Genomic DNA, 18834 nt, shown 5'->3' with positions numbered 1-18834 from the left:
ATTAAGGTTAAATTTATTTCAAGAAAATAATACTTGCAATCTCTCTGAACAACTAGCGCATAACGTTCTGACAAAAATAGTAAAAAATACTATAGGAGATCACCTTAATATTGTGCATATATTTTCCTGTCATTCTGGTGCGTCTCACATAATTTAAAAGATATTGAGGGCAATGTTGTATTATGTACTTATATTCCGGCTACAAATACTACAAAGGCAGGGATAGATAATCTGTTGTTTGATAAAAACTGTAACTCAGAGAGTTTAATTGATTTTATAGTAAAAAATCTACCGTTATTAACAGTCGTCGGCTTTTCTATTAGTTACAAATTAAATAATAATATGCATAGTTTGGCTTTTGATCATAAAACTATAAAAACAATGGACATGAATAGTTTTTCAGAATTCTTGCAAGAACAATATCAAAAAGTAAAAGAATTTTATAAAGAACTCAAGGAACATTTTTCTCAGGAGCATCTAAATTCAGAGCTATTACCAGATTATGATTTTTCGGAGAAGATATATACAAGTAACGAGTTAGAGGAGGCGTTTGGCACAATACTTAATTTATATAATCAGAGTTTAAGCGGTCAAGAAATGTTAACTATTTTAAATATGATAAATAAGGTCGATCTTACATATCTTTTTTGTGATCTTATTAGTGAAAACGGTTGTGAAATTATATTACTTGCTGAAACAATACTTAATAAAATAAATGATGATCCTAGTCGATATATATCTCATGCTATTAAATCTCAGACTCCATTTGCAGTTGAAACACTATTGAATAAAACAGGAAAAATTGAGGATATAAAGTTGAATCTATATCTAGGGAAAGCTATAGAAACAGGTTATTTGCATATAATTAAAATGATAGTCGATAAAATATTGATAAAAAATAACCTTGATATAGCTTTTAATCGTCAGTTTGAGATTCAACAGAAGAATCAAATAATTGAATTAATCTCTTCAAAAATTGATAATATTAGTGATTTAAGGGCAATAAAGTAATTGAATCATGTAACTTACCGGCTATTAAAATGGTACTTAATAGCAATAAAGATAGCACATAAGGAGCTAGAATCAGCTCTTAAAACAAAAAACTCAGAAGTTAGGTCATGCCTCCATATTGCAGTTATGCCTATTAAAAAGCTATACGTTCAATAAGAGTACCAATAACCTTATCATGAATATCCAATGACCTGGAAAAGCAGATTGTCTTACGTGCAAGCCTCTTGCATCTCGTTCTAAGGTTCAAGTTACTTCGTTCTATCCGTTGAGTGATTTTTTACTGATAATATGCTTTTTAGGGTCTAATAACCTAGCATAACTCCCCCATCCATCTGTATAGTAAAAAGTCACCTTGAAATTCTCTAGTTTTTTCAGTAATGATTCTAATGTGCTATCACATCTTGTACCAAACGTATAAGCAACTACTTTTAACGAAATCTTATCCAAGGCATACCAAAGCCATCGTTGTCTGGATTTATTCTGTACATAAGACCATTGTTCATCTATCTCAGGAGCAATAATTACTTCTGTTGTACTGATAGAATGATTTATTGTTTTTTAATACTAGATTTTTTTAAAACACGGATAACTGTATTGATACCCACTTTTAATACTCTTACTGTATCTCTAACTCCAGAGCCGTTGATTGACATTTCTACTATTTGCTCCTTAACTCCAGGCTTAGATGCATTATTAATATACTCCAATTAAAAATATCGATTACACCGCTTGCATTGATATCTCTGTTGTTTTGAAATTGAATATCCTGACTTTATTACTTCTTCTGTGTTGTTACAATATCTACACTTAACATCTATTTTTGCCATAACTCCTTAACTATAATTCTCTCTTATTACTGTTTGAGGATTATAGACTATTTACTCTAAACTGCAATACGGAGGCACGACCCTGCTGGGTAATATTGGATCGTCATTGCGAGCAGGCATTATTGCGTGAATAATTTTATGTCATTCTTAGCAACGGCGGGAATCCAGCATAAAGCGAGATAAATCGAGCTTTTAATTTTAAAAACGTATTGTGTAGAACCTTTAAATTACTGGATTCCCGCTTTCGCGGGAATGACATAAAACGCGTTTTTCGATCCAAGCAAGCAGCTTCTCTAAACATTCTCTTTGAACCAATCAAAAGCTTTTTTAAAGAAGCTGCTATTTTCCTCAAGTCTAATATGAGCGAATTCTTTTTGCTGCTTTAGAGCATGAATTTTTAGCATTCCTATAGTTGCTGAATACATAGCCGGATTATAATCTTCTGTAAAACCGGCAATAATCTCCGGTTTACCGATTCTACTCTGTTTTTCAAAAATTTTATTTGAAAGCTCTGTAAGTCCTCTAAGCTGAGACCCACCGCCGGTAATTACAACTCTAAAAACTTCAACCTGCCCTTTTGTTGCTTTATCATATTCGGCTTTTACCATTGATAATATTTCTTCGACTCTTGCTCTTATTACCTCGGCTAATTTATAAATTGTTACAGAAGTATTTAAATTATGATGAGTATCAACATGAAAATCATCCATATTTATAATACTATCTTTCTCAAATAAAGGTATAATTGCATTACCGTATAAAATTTTTAATTTCTCTGCCGTAACAAGATCAATACCAAAGACTTTAGCAATATCCGAACTAATATGAAAACTACCTATATTTACATGCCCTGTATATATTAATTTACCGGCAAAAAAAATGCCGAAAGAGGTAGTTTTATCGCCCATATCTATAATAAGCGAGCCTAGATTTTTTTCATCATTCGTAAGACAGCTAATAGCAGAAGCATAAATTGCTAGAGTGATATTTGTGACTTCAACATGACATTTAGCGAAGCATTGTACAATATTTGATAACATATTTGAACTAGCTGCAATAATATGTAATTCACAACTAAGCTCTCTACCATACATACCTATAGGATTCTCGACTGAATTATTATCAAGAGTAAACTCAAGAGGAAAATAATGAATAATTTCTTGGTTTTTAACTTTAAACTCAAGTAATGCTTTTTGTAGTAACTTTTTAATATCCTGCTGCGTTACGGTTTGCCCGTTAACTTTAATGGTATAATTAATATAATAAGATTTAGTGTCGGCACCTGATAACGATAATATAACTTTTTTTATATTTTTACCGCAATCTTTTTCAAGTGCATAAATTGCCGAAACAATGCTAGTTTCAGCATTTTTTAAATCTGATATAACTCCTGATTTAATACCTTTAGAATGATGCAAATTTTGGCTAGCTACTTTAATTTCACCTTTTTTACTAATATAGGCAGCAATTACGGCAATCTTACTACTGCCGAAATCAAGTGTCACAAAATTTGATATTTTCTCTTTCATTTTTTTACGTTTGTTATTCCAAAAACTTCATTGCGAGAAGAATTACAAAGTAATTCGACGAAGCGATCTCAGGATGCTTGACAAGATTGCCGCGTCGGAACTACGTTTCTCCTCGCAATGACGATTCTCAATACTTCTCAATATAATACCTATTCTTATCCCTTAAATCCAAAGCCTTATAATTTTGGTTAAATAGCTTGTTTGCTTTATTTAGTGCATCGACATATTTTAATGCTTCTTCAAACTCTTTTTCAGGTAACTTAATAATTATATTACCTTTAAGATTTAAATCCCACCTTCTATCTCCGAGTCTTACGGCAGCTGAAGTTTTATTCATTAATGCCGGATATTTCTGTAGCTCTAGTACTAATTTACCTGCGTAGATATTTGCCCCTTCCCCTACAACATGTAATAAATGAGGAAAGGGCTGAATATTTTTACTAATTTCATAACCTTCTTCATCGACTAAGAAAAGCTGTTTATTAATTTGCCAAATAGCAATAGGTTCTCTTTCAAATAATTTTATATATACCGTATTTGGTAATCTTCTACTGACATATACTTCTTTGATCCATTTATTTTTCTTTAAATTATTTCTAATTTCGTCTAATTTAAGAGCAAAAATAGGACTGCCCTTATTCGCATTTAAAACCTTTAATATTGTAGGCTCATCGACATTTTGCTGTCCTTCAATGATAACATTCTCAAGTTTAAACCCAAGTTTTGTTGTTGTTTGATATATATTTGTTGTTAAGTAGGTTTTTATGCGGGCAAAATATTTTGTAAAAACAAATAGACATACAAAGATAATTAAAGCAATCTTAAGCCCTAATATTGCTTTTTTGTAAATTAGTCCTAATTTTCGGCGTAATGAGATATTATTAGTTTTTTTTGTTTGTTTTTTTTTATTTGAGCTTGTTTTTTTTCTCATGATTCAAAGCTTGCAGTCTTTATAATTTCTTCAATTAAGTTAGTAAAATTTATCCCTGCATAAACTGCAATTTCCGGCACTATTGATAAAGGCGTCATACCTGGGTGAGTGTTTATCTCCAAAGCATACAATTTGTTTGTCTGCTCTTCTAAAATAAATTCTGCTCTAGCAGGACCATTACAATTCATTGTTTTATAAATTTTTTCTGATTCTACAAGTAATTTTTCATATAAATTAGTAGGTAGCGGAGCAGGACAAAGATGCTCAGCAAATCCTTCGGTATATTTAGTTTCATAATCATAGAAACGATTCTTTAGTAATTTAATTTCTAAAGCCCCAAGAGCTTTGCCGTTTAATACCGCTACTTGCAACTCTCGTCCTTTTATATATTGCTCTATTATCACCTGATCACCGTAAGGGAAATTATAATCGACAAAGTTAAAATCATCTTCCTCAAATATCACCTCAACACCAATACTTGAACCTTGCGTAAGAGGCTTAATTACATATGGTCGTTTCATAGGATCATTCTTTATATTATCGCTTTTATTTACAACGATACTTTCAGCCATATTAATATTATTCGTTAAAAACCAGCTCCTAGAATGTATTTTATCGAATGCTAAAGCTGAAGATAACACGCCGCTATGAGTATAAGGAATCCGCATTATATTAAGTAATCCAGGTAAGCAGCCATCTTCACCATATGTACCGTGTAGGCAGTTAAAAACAATATCAGGTTTTATTTCCTGTAATTTTGTAGCAATATCCACCCCCATATCAACAAAGGTTACTTTATATCCTCGTTCAATTAAGGCTTTACTAACCCCTTCAGCCGACACTAAAGATACCTCGCGCTCGGCAGACATACCGCCCGCTACTAACGCTATATGTTTTTTACCGGTCGTACTTAATATTTTGACTTCAGAATGTTCCACCCAATGAGTTTGATATTTATTCATGTTTTTTACTTTTTTTAAGGGGTAACGTCATTGCGAGAAGAAACTGCAAGTTTCGACGAAGCAATCTCAGCATACTTGACCAGATTGCCGCGTCGATGCTACGCATCTCCTCGCAATGACGATTTTTAAACATACCTACCCAAACGTTTTATTTCCCACTCTAACTTAACCCCACTATCTTCAAATACTTTCTGTCGGACGAAATCACCTAAATCTTCTAAATCCTTAGCGGTAGCATCACCATTATTTATCATAAAATTACAATGAAGTTCTGACATCGAAGCACCGCCTATTCTATAGCCTCTAAGTCCTGCTTTGTCAATAAGTTCCCAAGATTTAAGCCCCTCAGGATTTGCAAAAGTACTACCGCCTGTACGCTCTTTAATAGGCTGCGTAGCTGATCTTGCGTTATTTATTTCATTCGTCCGTAATAATATATTTTCACTATCGCCTTTATTTACTTTAAAAACGGCTTTGAGAATAATTAAATCCTTTGGTAAATTATTACTGCGATATTTAAAACCGATTTCTTCATTTGTGAATGTTAAAAAGTTTCCTGCAAAATCAATCGCTTCAATCTTCACTATAATATCTTTAAATTCAGAGCCATAAGCACCGGCATTCATAACAACGCCGCCACCGATAGTACCAGGAATACCTACTAAAAACTCAAAACCGGAAATAGCATTTGCTTGACAAAATTTTGCTAAATTATAATTAAGGCAGCTACTACCTACTATTAGATGATCATCTATAAACTCAATATTACTAAAATTCTGACCGAGCTTTATTGTAACTCCTTCTATCCCCCCGTCTCTTATAATAATATTTGAGCCTGCACCAAAAGTAGTTATAGGTAATTTTTGCTTATTTTGTATTAAGAAACTTGCTAAATCTTCGCTATCAAAAGGTTTAAAGAAAATTTCGGCATTACTGCCTACTTTAAACCATGTCAGATGTTTTAAATTATAATCTTTTTTATACTCGCCTTTTACTATCGGTAAAATTAACATATTTTTACTGTCATCTTTTTTCTTTTGTGACGTTGTTGCATGGACATCAAGTCGTCATTGCGAGAAGCGAAGCGACGCGGCAATCTCAAGAGTTTTGTACTGCTTCATGAGATTGCCGCGTCGAGGCTTTGCCTATCCTCGCAAGGCGTTGCCCGCGTGAACCAACTTCACCTCTGTCATCCCGTGGCTTAACCACGGGATCCAGTTAAAATACTAAAATTATTAGTATTTTTTATTGTTTTTTGGGCTTAGTTAGCAAGCCACGGGGGGTGACACAGTGGATTTTATCGGTCTACGCAACAATGCCTCCTCGCAATAACGACTTGGTCTCCATGGAATGACATCAAGTGTGGGATGATAATCTCCCATCTAATTCATTAGCAAAACTTGAAATATTACCTGCTCCCATCATAATTATCATATCGCCGGAAGATGCGTTATCTATAATAACTTCAACCGCATCATCTAATTCAGCTAAAAAATTTGCTTGGTCATGATGCTTATTTTTAGTAATCTTATTAACTAAATTTTGACTTGTAATCCCTTCTATAGGCTCTTCTCCTGCAGCATATATATCGGTAATATAGAGTATATCGGCATCATCGAAGCAAAGCATAAAATCATCAAATAAATGCTGCATTCTTGAATATCTATGAGGCTGAAAAATAGCAATAACTTTACCATTTTGCTTATCGGCTATATTTTTAGCCGTCGCAAGTGTTGCTTTGATTTCCTCAGGATGATGAGCGTAATCATCGATAACCACCGCCTTATTATATTCCGCTACTTTAGTAAATCTCCTCTTCACTCCTTTAAAATTATTAAAACCGTTTTTAATAGCTTTAATACCGAAATCTAATTCTATCCCAACGGCAATTGCAGCAAGACTATTTAAAATATTATGTCTTCCGGGCGTTGGAATAGTAATTTTTTCAATAATCGTTGTACCTAGTACATTTGGTAGACTAATTTTTACGTCAAAAGTAGAGGAGGCAATATCAGTATTAATATTAAACGCTATAATATGAGCATCTTCCGAATCGATTCCATAAGTAACAATCTTCCTTTCAGTAATATCATCTACTAACTTACGAACTATTTTATGATCTATACAACAAACTGCAAAACCGTAAAACGGCAGATTGGTAATAAAACTTCTAAAAGCAGCTATTAGTGTTTCAAAATCTTTATAATAATCTAAATGTTCAGGATCAATATTAGTTATTATCGCAATAGTTAATGGAATATGAATAAACGTCGCATCGGATTCATCAGCCTCCGCAATTAAATAATTACTTGAACCAAGATATGCATTAGTCGATTTATTATTTATGATCCCACCGTTAATAACCGTAGGACATAAACCGGCTGCCTCAAATAAACAAGCAACTAATGAGGTAGTAGTAGTTTTACCGTGCGATCCCGAAACCGCTACCGAACATTTTAACCTCATAAGCTCAGCGAGCATTTCCGCACGTCTAATGATAGGAATTTTACGCTCTAATGCCTCTTTTATTTCAGGATTATTTGAATTAATTGCCGATGAAATAACAACATACGAAACATTGGTAATGTTCTGCTCGGCATGTCCTAAAAATATCTTAATACCGTACGACTCAAGCCTTTTAGTATTATAATTTTCTACTAAATCGGAACCTTGTACTTTATAACCTAGATTATGTAATATCTCAGCAATACCGCTCATTCCAACGCCGCCGATACCTATAAAATGTATAGTTTCTAAAGTTTGATTAGTTTTTTTTAATTCAAGTAACAGCATCTAAGTTTAATTATTTAAAGTTGAGTTCTGCATATAGGTTTTTATGTAGGTTGTCAAGTGTTATAAAACGTCATTGCGAGAAGAATTACGTAGTAATTCGACGAAGCAATCTCAGCATGCTTGACAAGATTGCCGCGTCGAAATTACGTTTATCCTCGCAATGACATCTCTAAACATCATCCGCCCTATCATATTTTGCTTCGGAATAGAAGTTTCCTTGTAGCCCACCGACTTTTAAATCAATTAAAAATTTCGCTATTTCTCCGTTTTCTACAAATTCAGCTACTGTTTCAACACCTAAATCTTCTGAAATTTTAATTAATCTTTCTACAAAATACCTACTTTGTACATCACTTGTAATACTACGCACATATTTACCGTCAATTTTGATAATATCAATTGGTAAGCTTTGAAGTTGTTTAAAAGAAGTAAAGCCCGAACCAAAATCATCTAATGCAAATTTACATCCGCACTTACGTAGTTTATTAATAAATAAAGTTATTTTATCATAATTCTCATTGAAAGAAGTTTCTGTAATTTCAATAATTAAACGATCCCGAACATTATGAGCTTTTAATAAGTTTTCTGCTATTTCCCATAAAGCTTCATCGCCTGTTCCTATATTTGAAATATTAACGGCTAACATTAAGTTTGGGTTACGGGCAAGTTCGTGAACAGTCATTTCTAAAACAATTTGATCAATTATAAAAATTAATCCTTTATTTTCAGCAATAGGGATTATAGGACCTACGGAAATATAAACGCCGTTCTCGTCAGGTATACGAAGCAGACATTCATAATAATGAACTTTCATGGTATTGCGATCTATTATAGGCTGATAAGCAAATCGCATAGTCTTTTTTGCTAAGGCTTGTCGTAATAAGTGAAGCTGAAGATTAGATTTTCTTATATTTTCCAAATCATGTTCTGCAGGGCTATATTCACGGTAATAATAATTATTATTTTGTGAAAGTAACATATTTAATGTTTTTTCAATTTCTTTAGCATCATTACTTACTTTTGGAAATTTAATACTAGCAATATAACAATTCATATAAATTGCCGGCTTCTGTTCATTAATATAAAGCTGTGAAAATAAATATAATTTTCTAGCAAAATTTTTGATTAAGTCAGAATCAGTAGTATTTAGGATAAATAATATTCTATCTTTCTTTATTTTCTTAAACTTTGAAAAAATATTAAGTTCTTTGCTTACATCTTCAATGATTTGATCTAAATCTTCAATTATAAAATACTTATCCTGCTCTATAAATTCTATTTCATCATAATTAACTAATCTACACGCAAAACATACGCCTTGTTCCAATTTATCTATCTCATCTTGTAAATCTTTATAATCCGTTATTAATTCCGACATTGCCATTTTTATCATAAAATTATATACTTAAGGATATTAGGACATTTTTACTGTAAATGAAATAAAAATATGAACCGTATAGAAAGGATACAAGAAAAATTAAGTGTGTTAAAACCACATTTTCAAGAAATAATAGATGAAAGCTATAAACATGCTAGTCATTATGACGGAATTCACGGCCATATAAAAATAAGAATTGCTGCAGAAACATTACAGGGAAAAAGCCTCATTGTAAGTCATCGCACTATTAATAACTTACTTGCCGATGAATTTAATAGCGGCTTACATGCTTTATCTATAGAGGTAATATGAAAACAAATAATATTTTAAAAGTAGCCGTTGGAGCTAGCGTTGTCACACAAAAAGCCTTAAATAGTATAGTGGATAAAAGCTGTAGCATAATTGAGGATAAAATAATTAAAGGTAAGTATGCCACTCGCGAAGAATTTGAAAAATTACAAACTTTAGTAATAAAACTAAAAAAGAATTAACAGAGTTAAGCGGTAAATAATTAATCAACTAACTTTAGAATTTCCTATTTCTGCTTTTAGCTGTTTTATTTCTTCTTTAGATAATCCTGTGAACTCTATTATTTGCTGAACAGTTTTACCTTGTTTTAGCATCATTTGTATTAATTCTGCTTTACCCTCTGCTTTACCTTTTTCAAAATTTTCAGATAAAGCTATTTTCTCGGCATCTTCCATTAATTTTGCTCTTATATAGGCGTCGTATTCTTCGGGGGTGAGGTTGTGCATTTCAATTACATTATACGCATCTGATACTTTCTCGCTCTTTATATTTGCAGGTGGGCTAGTTTTGTTTTCTGCACACTTAAATAAATGTAGCCATTCATCTATAGTATTATCAAACTTATCTTTATCAAACTTTTTAAGCTCTATAAATACATAGGAAAAATCAAATAAATATTGCTTATTTGTTTTAGTTTCAAGCATTTTATGAAGACTTATACAAGGTACTTCGTTGTCAAACATTTTGGTCTTAATAAGCAAAATAACTATTACCTGTAATAAATCTTTATGCCTTATTCCTTGTGTCAGTTGCTGTACGTATGAATGAGCCGAATAATATGTAATAGTTGAGATTTAATCTTACATTTAGTAAAATTAAGATAATATTAAATGGAGGATTAGAGATGAATCTAAATCAAAAAATAATAAAGCCAAAAATAGGATTACTAGAATTAGCTAGGAGTCTTGGTAGTATATCGTCAGCATGTAAAGCTATGGGTTACAGTAGAGACAGTTATTATAGGTTTAAAGAGTTATATGAAACAGGAGGAGAAGAAGCATTATATGAGATTAGTCGGAAGAAGCCAATTATAGCGAATAGAGTTGATCCTGCCGTAGAGAGAGCAGTATTAGATATGGCAATAGAATACCCCGCTTATGGTCAGCTGCGAGTATCAAATGAGCTTAAAAAGACTGGTATTCTTGTATCACCTGGAGGAGTTAGATCTATTTGGCTACGTAATGATTTAAATAATATCAATAAAAGACTTAAAGCATTAGAAGCCAAAATGGCTCAGGATGGTATTGTTCTTACCGAAGCTCAGTTACAAGTATTAGAGAAACGGCGTAGCGAGAAAGAAGCTCATGGTGAGATTGATACACAGCATCCAGGTTATCTAGGATGCCAAGACACATATTATGTAGGTAATTTTAAAGGCATAGGCAAGGTATATTCTCAAGTGTTTATTGATAGTTACACTCGGGTTGCAGAGGCTAAACTATATACTGATAAAACAGCACTTACCGCTGCTGACATGCTTAATGATAGAGTGTTACCATGGTATGAGAGTCAGCAAATACCAGTACTTCGTATTTTAACTGATAGAGGTGGTGAGTATAAAGGTAATATAGAACATCATGCTTTTGAATTGTTCTTAAGCATTGAGGGTATTGAGCATACTACTACTAAAGCATATTCTCCTCAAACAAATGGTATGTGTGAACGTTTTAATAAAACTATGAAACAAGAATTCTTTGATACTGCTATGCGTAAAAAGATCTATACTGATCTTGATGATCTACAACTAGATCTTGATATTTGGCTAGAATATTATAATAATGAAAGACCGCATTCCGGTAAATATTGCTATGGAAAAACACCTATGCAGACTTTTATGGATAGTAAAAAGTTAGCTGTTGAAAAGAATAACGAAATCTTATATCTTGAATACTCATCTGACAGTCATAACTTATCAGACATTCAGATATAATTTTTATAATGTCTGTAAGATTAAATCTTGACTTCTACACTCTTTTTAAATAATCGCTTTCATTTCTTTTTTGCATCTCGATTATATACCAGCTGCCGGCTTCATCTTTAACCTTTAAATCAAATATGCTTTTTTTCCTTTATCAATAATAGGTGCTTGCTCTATAGGTATAAACTCTATTTCTTTGATTCTAAAACCCTCCTGAAGTACAAGAACTGCGTTAATGAATTCTTTTAATCTCTCTAAGTCTCGAAAGATTTTTTTAAACAAACTATCATTCGTTGGATCTAAATATCTTTGCATATTAACTATTACTTTTAGTATTACTTATATTATATAGCTTTTTAAGTAATAAGTAAATATGCAACTTATAATAGAATAATTATTGCTATTTTTAACAAAAATTACACACTTTGATCAGTTCTGATTGATACTATTGCTGACATGCCGGGGACTAGATTAGCATTTGGGGTCTCAAAATCTATTAAAACAGGGACACGTTGTACGATTTTAGTAAAATTACCTGTAGCATTATCGGGTGGGATTAAACTGAATTTAGAACCGGTAGCAGGAGCGATATTACGAATCTTCCCGTAAATTATCTTTTTAGGCAAAGCATCAAATTCAATTTTGACTTTCATACCGGACTTAAATTTCTTAATTTGCGTTTCTTTAAAATTGGCCTGAATATACATAGTATTATCTTGAACTATAGAAAACAACGTCCTACCCGGTACTATATAATTTCCGACTTCTAAACTACTATTACCGAATATACCGGGTACCATAGCAATAAGTTTAGTATTTTGTAAGCTCCTTAACGTTACTTTTTTGTTTTCCGTTAGCTCTTTAAGTTTTTCCTGTTCTGCTGCTTTTTCAAGTTCAAGAAGTTGTAAATTTTGCTTAGATATATCTAAATCTAACTGCGCTTGTTTATAATCCGTTTTGGCTTTTTGATATGCGTTTTTAGAATCATCTAACGTTTTAGAGCTAGCAAATTTTACCTTATTTAATTCCTGCACTCTAGTAAAATCTGTTAAAACAATATCAAAGCTTATTTTAGTAAGCTTTAATTTTTCAGCCGCCTGCTCTAGGCTAATCTGCCCTATTGAGATTTTTTGCTCTATAATTTCTATATTTTTTATGCAAGCTTCAATAGATGCTTCAAGTGCTGCAAGCTTTGCCTTATAATCTCTATCGTCAATTTCTCCTATCAGATCGCCTTTATTAACTTTAGTATTATCGGTAACAAATAACTTTGTTAAAACACCGCTAACTTCAGCACTAACATTTGAAATATCTGCATCTATGTAAGCATTATCCGTGGATTGTGTATTTGCCCAAACATAAATTCTATATCCCAAATAAATAAATATTATTAAGGCTATAATAATTACATATTTAGTAAATGGATGATGTTTATATTTGTCGATAGCTTGTTGTAATACACTCGGCATAATTAACTTTACCAATACCCTCTATGTTTAAAAAAATAACAAATTGGTATAGAAAGAATATATATAACTGCAATTAACGGCAGTGAATACCATGGATATATGATAAGATTTATAATAACAATAGCAACTAAAATCATTGCAAGCGATAAATATTCAGGTTTAATACTCAAATTTTTTGTTGAGATTGTAGGAAGCCTACTAGCAAGTAGAAAAGCTATAATAGCTAAATATATATTAATTGTTATAGTGTGAGTACGGGTATTAATATTTAATAACGTACCGATTTCAAAATCTATCATTACAGGCGTTAAAGCAAGTAAAGCACCGCATGGGGCAGGTACACCGGTAAAAAAATATTCAGTTTTTTTATCTTGTTTCGGTTGATAAATACCAACGTTAAAGCGAGCTAAACGTAGCGCCATACACACTATAAATAATAGCATTACTGCTGATGAAAATACCTTATATTCATATTGCTGAAAAGACCATAAATATATTAAATAAGCAGGAGCTATACCGAAATTAGCAAAATCGCATAATGAATCAAGCTCTGCACCAAATGGGCTAGCTGCATTTAGCATCCTTGCTATTCTACCGTCGATACCGTCAATAATTGCCGCTACTATAATGCAATATACCGCAAGCTCCCATCTGCTATCCAAAGCAAATTTTATAGAACTCATACCGGTTACTAAACCAAGCAACGTAATAAAGTTGGGAATTAATTTTATCAGAGGTACAGGCTTAGTTATTATAGATTTACGAATTTTTAACAATTTTTATACTCCCAAGTGTCATACCGTGGCTTGACCACGGTATCCATAAACACAATAAAAAATACTAGTATTTTTACTGGATCCCGCTACAAGCTCGCGGAATGACAAGATGGTGGAATCGATCCACACAACAACGCTGGTCAAGCCCACGGTATGATATTTAACTACCTTCTCTCAAACTTAAATTCTGCCGTCTTTTTACGTCCAAAATCAGCAATGATAGTTTCACCACCTATAGCAGTCTGCCCTTTACTCACTAATAAAGCTGTTGTTAACGGTAGATAAACATCTACTCTGCTACCGAAACGAATTATACCGTATCGCTCGCCCGTTTTAACTTCATTACCCTCTTCTAAATCACAAACTATACGCCTTGCTATAAGTCCGGCTATTTGAACAAAAACAATTTTCTGCCCTTGTTCAGTTTCCATTAATACTGATTGACGCTCATTATAAATACTAGCTTTATCAAGTGAAGCATTAAAAAACTTTCCGGGATTATAATGAAGTGCTAAAATTTTTCCGTTTGCCGGGATTCTATTAACATGGACATTAAAAATATTTAGAAAAATACTAACTCTAATCATTTCCACATCACCAAGACCTAATTCCGGGGGCGGCAATGCTTCCTTAATTTCTTGAATTATCCCGTCTGCAGGACTTATTACCAGATCATCACTTATAGGCACAAAGCGATCAGGATTACGAAAAAAATAAATACACCAAGCAGTAGCGATAAATCCAATACAGCCAAGTTTTTCATTAAATGATGCTAATAAAAAACTTACTAATACAAAGCTAGCAATAAATATATATCCTTCGCGGTGAATAATTTTAAATAAATCATTATATTGTTTCATTTTAATCTCTATGAATCTCCTTATTATTTTTAACTATACCTGCTCTGCTTTATCCTCTTGATGCTCACTCTCATCTTCTTCTTGAGGGGTAGTCTGGGCTTCTTGAGCAGAACCAAGAGCATATACGCATAAATCCGGAAGTGGAACACCGTTTTTTTTGGCAAGATCATTTAGTTGTGATATTGCTTTCATAACCTCATCAGGAATAGTACCGCCTCTTTCGTCAGATAACCATTTTGCTTGAAATTGTAGCGGATGATGCCCTTCTTGAGGCGTGCCTATATAAAACTTAAACTTGGCTCTTTGTCCACCAAAATCGCAGTCAAATTCAAACTCTTTATAATGCGCCATAACTTTATGAATTAATAATTATATTAATATTATTATATTCTAACAATAAAAATGCAAATCTAAAATAATTTCTGTGCAAGAGGTTACTGTATCAGTTACTTTAAAGCTAATTAAATGCTTTTTTGCTACAAATTATAAGATTTTCTTGAAATAGGAACTACTATTTCTTTTAAAATCTTATTAATTTTTGCTATAAAATCTCTTTAATTATCAACTAAAATAACTGATACATATAACCTCTAATATTTTTTAAGTTTCTTAGTAGTATAACGATTTGAATATATAAATTTATCGTTAAAATCTATAATTATCCCGCCTGCTTCCTTAATAAGAAGCTCAAATGCATAATATAATGTAAAATTTAATAATGATAAACATATTAAATCCGCTTTACCTGATGCTACAAGCGTAGCCCCGTAGCAAGGAGAGCCAAAAGACCTAATATTATCCACTTCTATCTCTTCCAAATCATTATGATTTACATCTTCAATAATTGCTAAACAGTTTTTTAAATCAGCATTATCGGAAACTCTAAGTCTTAATCCTTGATAATTAGAGTTTAAATTATTTTTTTCTATCCAAGCTCCTTTACCTTTTTCAGCATAATAAATTTCAGTAAGAGCAGGAAAATATATTACTGTAGAAGTAGGAGTTAAAACTTCTTGATTCCTTTTTAAATAAGTTACGGATATCGCAAAAAAAGGTATGCTTCTGGCGAAATTATTTGGGCTATCTATAGGATTAATTAAAAAGACACTCTCATAATTATTATTTAAATCGAATTGATCCTCTGGAAAAAATAAATATTGCGTATGTTTTTGTAATTCTTCACATAATAAAGTTTTTAATCTTAAATAGGATCGCTTACAAAATTCTTCGTTTCTTACAGAATCTTTTTGCAGCATTTCGAGTTCTAAAAAATCTCTATGCAAAAACTTAACTGCTTTACGCAGGGCATTAATTAATAAATTAGTTATAGGTTGCATTTTATTTTAATAGTTAATTTATTACAGCGTCATGCCGTGGATAAATCGACGTTGTTGCATGGATCGAAAAATCTACTCGATGGCATTCCTGCGAAAGCAGGAATCCATTATAAAGCGAGCTTTTAGTTTTAAAAACTTGTTATATTTATACTTTTTTTTGGATTCCTGCTTTCGCAGGAATGACATTAAACTTACTTTGCCCTTTCGACATATGTCATATCATCAGTTTTCACAACAATTTTTTCTCCTACTTCTAAATATTGCGGGACCTTAACTTTAATACCGTTTTCTAAAATTGCCGGTTTATAAGAAGCGGTAGCGGTTGCTCCTTTTATTACCGGATCAGTTTCATTAATTTCAAGTATAACAGTTGGAGGGAGCTCAATATTTAAAGGCTTCTCATTATAAAATTCGACTTTAACAATCATATTTTCAGTTAAGAAAGGTAATTTTTCTTCTAAAATTTCCCTGGAAACATTTATTTGTTCAAAATGTTTGGTATCCATCAATACTAAATCATCACCTTCAAAATATAAAAATTGATAGTCTTTTTGTTCAAGTTCGGCTTTTTCTAAATAATCGGAAGAGCTGAATCTATCGTTACGCTTTGTACCTGTTTTTAAATTTTTCATCTCAACTTGTACATAAGCTCCACCTTTCCCTGGTTGAGTATGTTCCGGTGTTTTGCTTACAACCCATAAATCATTATTATAAACTAATATGTTACCTGTTCTAATTGAATTTGCTGAAATTTTCATATATTATACATTTAAGACTTAAAATTAAAGTATAAATATACAAATTATTTCCTTTAAAAACAAGAATTTAATCTTATGACCACAATATTAGTAGTAGATGATATAGAAACCAATATTAAGTTACTAACAGTCAAACTTTTAAAAGAGTATTATACGGTTCTTACTGCAAATAGCGGCAAAGAAGCACTAGCAATTCTTAAAAAAGGCAAAATTGATATTATACTACTTGATGTTATGATGCCGGAAATGGATGGATTTGAGGTATGTAAAACGATAAAAACCGATCCGGAAACTACTCATATACCGGTCGTAATGGTAACTGCACTTTCTGATATTGATGATCGAGTTAAAGGTCTTGAGGCAGGAGCTGATGAGTTTTTAACAAAGCCGATTAACGATACTGCTCTATTTGTAAGACTTAAATCGCTATCTAGAATGAAAAGTTTAATTGATGAGTTAAAGCTTCGTAATAGTACTAATGCATTATTAGGCGTAACAAATATCGTAATGCATGACACTTTTGCAGATAAAAAAATATTACTAATTAATGATGATGTGGTACAAGCTAAAAATATAAAACAAATGTTACTTAAGATCACCCAAAACGTAAAGGTAATAAGTAATTCCGATGAATTAGATATTATAAATGAATATACACCCGATTTAGTAATTATTAGTAGTACGCTCGAAAATGAAGATCCTTTGAGAATCGGTGTTATTTTAAGAGGTAAAGCAGAAATAAGCGGCGTGGTAATAATTTTACAAATTGATGAAGACGGGATGCCTTTAGTTGTGAAAGGTATTGAACTCGGTATTAATGATTATTTCGTTTATCCTATAGAGGAAAGTGAATTACTTGCTAGAATTAGAACACAATTAAGGCGTAAGCAATATCAAGATAATCTACGTAATGACCTTGAACAAAGTGTTAATTTAGCAGCTAAAGACGGCTTAACCGGCTTATTTAATCGTCGCTATTTCGGTATACACCTCAAACAAATGATTGAGAAAGCTAATAAAGAAAGTATTAAATTATATTTACTTATGTGCGATATCGACAATTTTAAACACGTAAACGATACTTACGGTCATCAAGCAGGCGATAAGGTTTTAACGATTGTATCCCGTATTTTGAAGAATACTCTTAGAGTAACAGACTTAATAGCAAGATTCGGCGGTGAGGAATTTACTATACTTTTAACGGATATAGACATTTCTAAAGCAATCGAAACTGCGGAGAGAGTTAGAGCTAAAATAGAATATATGGATTTTCACATTGAAGATCAAATTAAACCTTTAAAAAAAACTATTTCAATCGGAGTTACGGAATATAAAAAAGAAGAATCAATAGAATCTTTCATTGAACGTGCTGACAAAGCTATGTACGAAGCTAAAACAACGGGTAAAAATAAAGTAGTAAAATTATAATTGATTTTTTAAAGTAAAAAATAATGAGAAATTCTTCCAAAAAACATCTTGATTTACCATATAGACCAGGAGTCGGCATGATGATATTAAATGCCGATAACCATATATTCGTCGGTAAAAGAAGAGATACAAAAATATCTGCATGGCAAATGCCGCAAGGTGGGATAGTTCCCGGCGAAACCCCAAGTATTGCAGCAATGCGTGAGATGTTAGAAGAAATAGGAAGCGATAAAGGATATATTATTGCCGAAAGCAAATGCTGGTATAGTTATGATGTACCGAGCTTTTTAATACCTAAATTGTGGAACGGTAATTTTCGTGGACAAAAACAACGCTGGTTTTTAATTAGATTTACCGGAAATAACGAAGATATTAATATAAATACCTCTAATCCGGAATTTGACCAATGGCGTTGGGCATCACTTGACGAACTATTATCTATTATAATTCCTTTCAAACGGAAACTTTATCAAGCCGTCGTAAAAGAATTTGAATCATTAATTCAGTAAAAATTTTTTATATATATCTCATAAATGAAGAGTTGGTAG

Annotated in this window: 20 protein-coding genes and 2 pseudogenes; 6 read left to right on the top strand and 16 right to left on the bottom strand. The window is 32.1% G+C overall.

The window, feature by feature from the left end:
• Positions 1-234: 234 nt before the first annotated feature.
• Positions 235-1011 carry a hypothetical protein gene (locus AC0ODJ_RS03810; protein WP_218460351.1) on the top strand — a complete coding sequence of 259 codons (777 nt, stop codon included), beginning with the start codon at positions 235-237 and terminating at the stop codon, positions 1009-1011.
• 133 nt (positions 1012-1144) lie between these two features.
• On the opposite strand, the pseudogene AC0ODJ_RS03805 reads toward AC0ODJ_RS03810, so the two are convergent.
• The 7 genes and pseudogenes from AC0ODJ_RS03805 to AC0ODJ_RS03775 form a co-directional block, all read right to left on the bottom strand.
• A pseudogene (locus tag AC0ODJ_RS03805) lies at positions 1145-1838 on the bottom strand (IS1 family transposase).
• 293 nt (positions 1839-2131) lie between these two features.
• The gene (gene ftsA / locus AC0ODJ_RS03800; protein WP_218460248.1) at positions 2132-3367 is read right to left on the bottom strand and encodes a cell division protein FtsA; all 1236 of its coding nucleotides are present in this window, start codon (positions 3365-3367) and stop codon (positions 2132-2134) included.
• Between the two features lie 127 nt (positions 3368-3494).
• Entirely contained in the window at positions 3495-4298 is an 804-nt protein-coding gene (locus AC0ODJ_RS03795) for a cell division protein FtsQ/DivIB (protein WP_218460249.1), read from the bottom strand.
• On the bottom strand, positions 4295-5260 hold the full coding sequence (locus tag AC0ODJ_RS03790; RefSeq protein WP_474465055.1) for a D-alanine--D-alanine ligase: 966 nt from the start codon (positions 5258-5260) through the stop codon (positions 4295-4297). The genes AC0ODJ_RS03795 and AC0ODJ_RS03790 overlap by 4 nt, the downstream gene beginning before the upstream one ends.
• 125 nt (positions 5261-5385) lie before the next feature.
• Complete coding sequence (gene murB, locus AC0ODJ_RS03785) at positions 5386-6273, bottom strand: UDP-N-acetylmuramate dehydrogenase (protein ID WP_218460251.1); 888 nt, start codon at positions 6271-6273, stop codon at positions 5386-5388.
• A 343-nt stretch (positions 6274-6616) separates the two neighbouring features.
• The gene (gene murC / locus AC0ODJ_RS03780) at positions 6617-8053 is read right to left on the bottom strand and encodes a UDP-N-acetylmuramate--L-alanine ligase (protein WP_218460640.1); all 1437 of its coding nucleotides are present in this window, start codon (positions 8051-8053) and stop codon (positions 6617-6619) included.
• A gap of 169 nt (positions 8054-8222) precedes the next feature.
• Entirely contained in the window at positions 8223-9446 is a 1224-nt protein-coding gene (locus AC0ODJ_RS03775; RefSeq protein ID WP_218460641.1) for an EAL domain-containing protein, read from the bottom strand.
• Between the two features lie 54 nt (positions 9447-9500).
• Between AC0ODJ_RS03775 and AC0ODJ_RS03770 the strand changes: the two genes are divergently transcribed.
• Positions 9501-9743, top strand: coding sequence for a BolA family protein (locus tag AC0ODJ_RS03770; protein ID WP_218460642.1), 243 nt, complete (start codon positions 9501-9503; stop codon positions 9741-9743).
• A pseudogene (locus AC0ODJ_RS03765) lies at positions 9740-9942 on the top strand (hypothetical protein). Before AC0ODJ_RS03770 ends, AC0ODJ_RS03765 begins: the two are co-directional and overlap by 4 nt.
• A 4-nt stretch (positions 9943-9946) precedes the next feature.
• Here AC0ODJ_RS03765 and AC0ODJ_RS03760 read toward each other — a convergent pair.
• A complete protein-coding gene (locus AC0ODJ_RS03760) occupies positions 9947-10477 on the bottom strand; it encodes a PD-(D/E)XK nuclease family transposase (protein ID WP_474465709.1) in 531 nt (176 codons plus the stop codon).
• A 107-nt stretch (positions 10478-10584) separates the two neighbouring features.
• On the opposite strand from AC0ODJ_RS03760, the gene AC0ODJ_RS03755 reads away from it, so the two are divergent.
• Entirely contained in the window at positions 10585-11670 is a 1086-nt protein-coding gene (locus AC0ODJ_RS03755; RefSeq protein ID WP_127896995.1) for an IS481 family transposase, read from the top strand.
• Positions 11671-11704: 34 nt separating this feature from the next.
• Here AC0ODJ_RS03755 and AC0ODJ_RS03750 read toward each other — a convergent pair whose 3' ends face one another.
• The 8 genes from AC0ODJ_RS03750 to efp form a co-directional block, all read right to left on the bottom strand.
• A complete protein-coding gene (locus tag AC0ODJ_RS03750; protein WP_266263416.1) occupies positions 11705-11797 on the bottom strand; it encodes a hypothetical protein in 93 nt (30 codons plus the stop codon).
• On the bottom strand, positions 11785-11973 hold the full coding sequence (locus AC0ODJ_RS03745) for a hypothetical protein (protein WP_256621554.1): 189 nt from the start codon (positions 11971-11973) through the stop codon (positions 11785-11787). Before AC0ODJ_RS03745 ends, AC0ODJ_RS03750 begins: the two co-directional genes overlap by 13 nt.
• A 101-nt stretch (positions 11974-12074) precedes the next feature.
• A complete protein-coding gene (locus AC0ODJ_RS03740) occupies positions 12075-13127 on the bottom strand; it encodes an HlyD family secretion protein (protein WP_218460917.1) in 1053 nt (350 codons plus the stop codon).
• An 8-nt stretch (positions 13128-13135) separates the two neighbouring features.
• Positions 13136-13903 carry a CDP-alcohol phosphatidyltransferase family protein gene (locus AC0ODJ_RS03735; protein WP_008580317.1) on the bottom strand — a complete coding sequence of 256 codons (768 nt, stop codon included), beginning with the start codon at positions 13901-13903 and terminating at the stop codon, positions 13136-13138.
• Between the two features lie 164 nt (positions 13904-14067).
• The gene (locus tag AC0ODJ_RS03730) at positions 14068-14763 is read right to left on the bottom strand and encodes a phosphatidylserine decarboxylase (RefSeq protein WP_218460916.1); all 696 of its coding nucleotides are present in this window, start codon (positions 14761-14763) and stop codon (positions 14068-14070) included.
• A 33-nt stretch (positions 14764-14796) separates the two neighbouring features.
• Positions 14797-15114 (bottom strand): DUF2610 domain-containing protein, encoded by a 318-nt coding sequence (locus AC0ODJ_RS03725; RefSeq protein ID WP_218460915.1) that lies wholly within the window; start codon positions 15112-15114, stop codon positions 14797-14799.
• Positions 15115-15353: 239 nt separating this feature from the next.
• Complete coding sequence (locus AC0ODJ_RS03720; protein ID WP_218460914.1) at positions 15354-16100, bottom strand: inositol monophosphatase family protein; 747 nt, start codon at positions 16098-16100, stop codon at positions 15354-15356.
• A gap of 191 nt (positions 16101-16291) precedes the next feature.
• Complete coding sequence (gene efp / locus AC0ODJ_RS03715; protein WP_218460913.1) at positions 16292-16858, bottom strand: elongation factor P; 567 nt, start codon at positions 16856-16858, stop codon at positions 16292-16294.
• Positions 16859-16933: 75 nt separating this feature from the next.
• Between efp and AC0ODJ_RS03710 the strand changes: the two genes are divergently transcribed.
• Both AC0ODJ_RS03710 and AC0ODJ_RS03705 read left to right on the top strand, forming a co-directional pair.
• Positions 16934-18286 carry a PleD family two-component system response regulator gene (locus AC0ODJ_RS03710; RefSeq protein ID WP_218460912.1) on the top strand — a complete coding sequence of 451 codons (1353 nt, stop codon included), beginning with the start codon at positions 16934-16936 and terminating at the stop codon, positions 18284-18286.
• 23 nt (positions 18287-18309) lie between these two features.
• Entirely contained in the window at positions 18310-18795 is a 486-nt protein-coding gene (locus AC0ODJ_RS03705; RefSeq protein ID WP_218460911.1) for an RNA pyrophosphohydrolase, read from the top strand.
• Positions 18796-18834 lie beyond the last annotated feature (39 nt).

It is taken from the genome of Rickettsia senegalensis (genome assembly GCF_056135685.1).
Note: the sequence above shows the minus strand (reverse complement) of the source record. Positions and strands in the feature narration are given on the sequence as shown.

Bases quoted from the DNA above. Each gene is read 5' to 3' on its own strand.
- AC0ODJ_RS03725 (WP_218460915.1), bottom strand. From the start codon at position 15,114: ATGGCGCATTATAAAGAGTTTGAATTTGACTGCGATTTTGGTGGACAA.
- murC (WP_218460640.1), bottom strand. From the start codon at position 8,053: ATGCTGTTACTTGAATTAAAAAAAACTAATCAAACTTTAGAAACTATA.
- ftsA (WP_218460248.1), bottom strand. From the start codon at position 3,367: ATGAAAGAGAAAATATCAAATTTTGTGACACTTGATTTCGGCAGTAGT.
- AC0ODJ_RS03710 (WP_218460912.1), top strand. From the start codon at position 16,934: ATGACCACAATATTAGTAGTAGATGATATAGAAACCAATATTAAGTTA.
- AC0ODJ_RS03720 (WP_218460914.1), bottom strand. From the start codon at position 16,100: ATGCAACCTATAACTAATTTATTAATTAATGCCCTGCGTAAAGCAGTT.
- AC0ODJ_RS03795 (WP_218460249.1), bottom strand. From the start codon at position 4,298: ATGAGAAAAAAAACAAGCTCAAATAAAAAAAAACAAACAAAAAAAACT.
- efp (WP_218460913.1), bottom strand. From the start codon at position 16,858: ATGAAAATTTCAGCAAATTCAATTAGAACAGGTAACATATTAGTTTAT.
- AC0ODJ_RS03790 (WP_474465055.1), bottom strand. From the start codon at position 5,260: ATGAATAAATATCAAACTCATTGGGTGGAACATTCTGAAGTCAAAATA.
- AC0ODJ_RS03775 (WP_218460641.1), bottom strand. From the start codon at position 9,446: ATGATAAAAATGGCAATGTCGGAATTAATAACGGATTATAAAGATTTA.
- AC0ODJ_RS03755 (WP_127896995.1), top strand. From the start codon at position 10,585: ATGAATCTAAATCAAAAAATAATAAAGCCAAAAATAGGATTACTAGAA.
- murB (WP_218460251.1), bottom strand. From the start codon at position 6,273: ATGTTAATTTTACCGATAGTAAAAGGCGAGTATAAAAAAGATTATAAT.
- AC0ODJ_RS03745 (WP_256621554.1), bottom strand. From the start codon at position 11,973: ATGCAAAGATATTTAGATCCAACGAATGATAGTTTGTTTAAAAAAATC.
- AC0ODJ_RS03705 (WP_218460911.1), top strand. From the start codon at position 18,310: ATGAGAAATTCTTCCAAAAAACATCTTGATTTACCATATAGACCAGGA.
- AC0ODJ_RS03740 (WP_218460917.1), bottom strand. From the start codon at position 13,127: ATGCCGAGTGTATTACAACAAGCTATCGACAAATATAAACATCATCCA.
- AC0ODJ_RS03770 (WP_218460642.1), top strand. From the start codon at position 9,501: ATGAACCGTATAGAAAGGATACAAGAAAAATTAAGTGTGTTAAAACCA.
- AC0ODJ_RS03730 (WP_218460916.1), bottom strand. From the start codon at position 14,763: ATGAAACAATATAATGATTTATTTAAAATTATTCACCGCGAAGGATAT.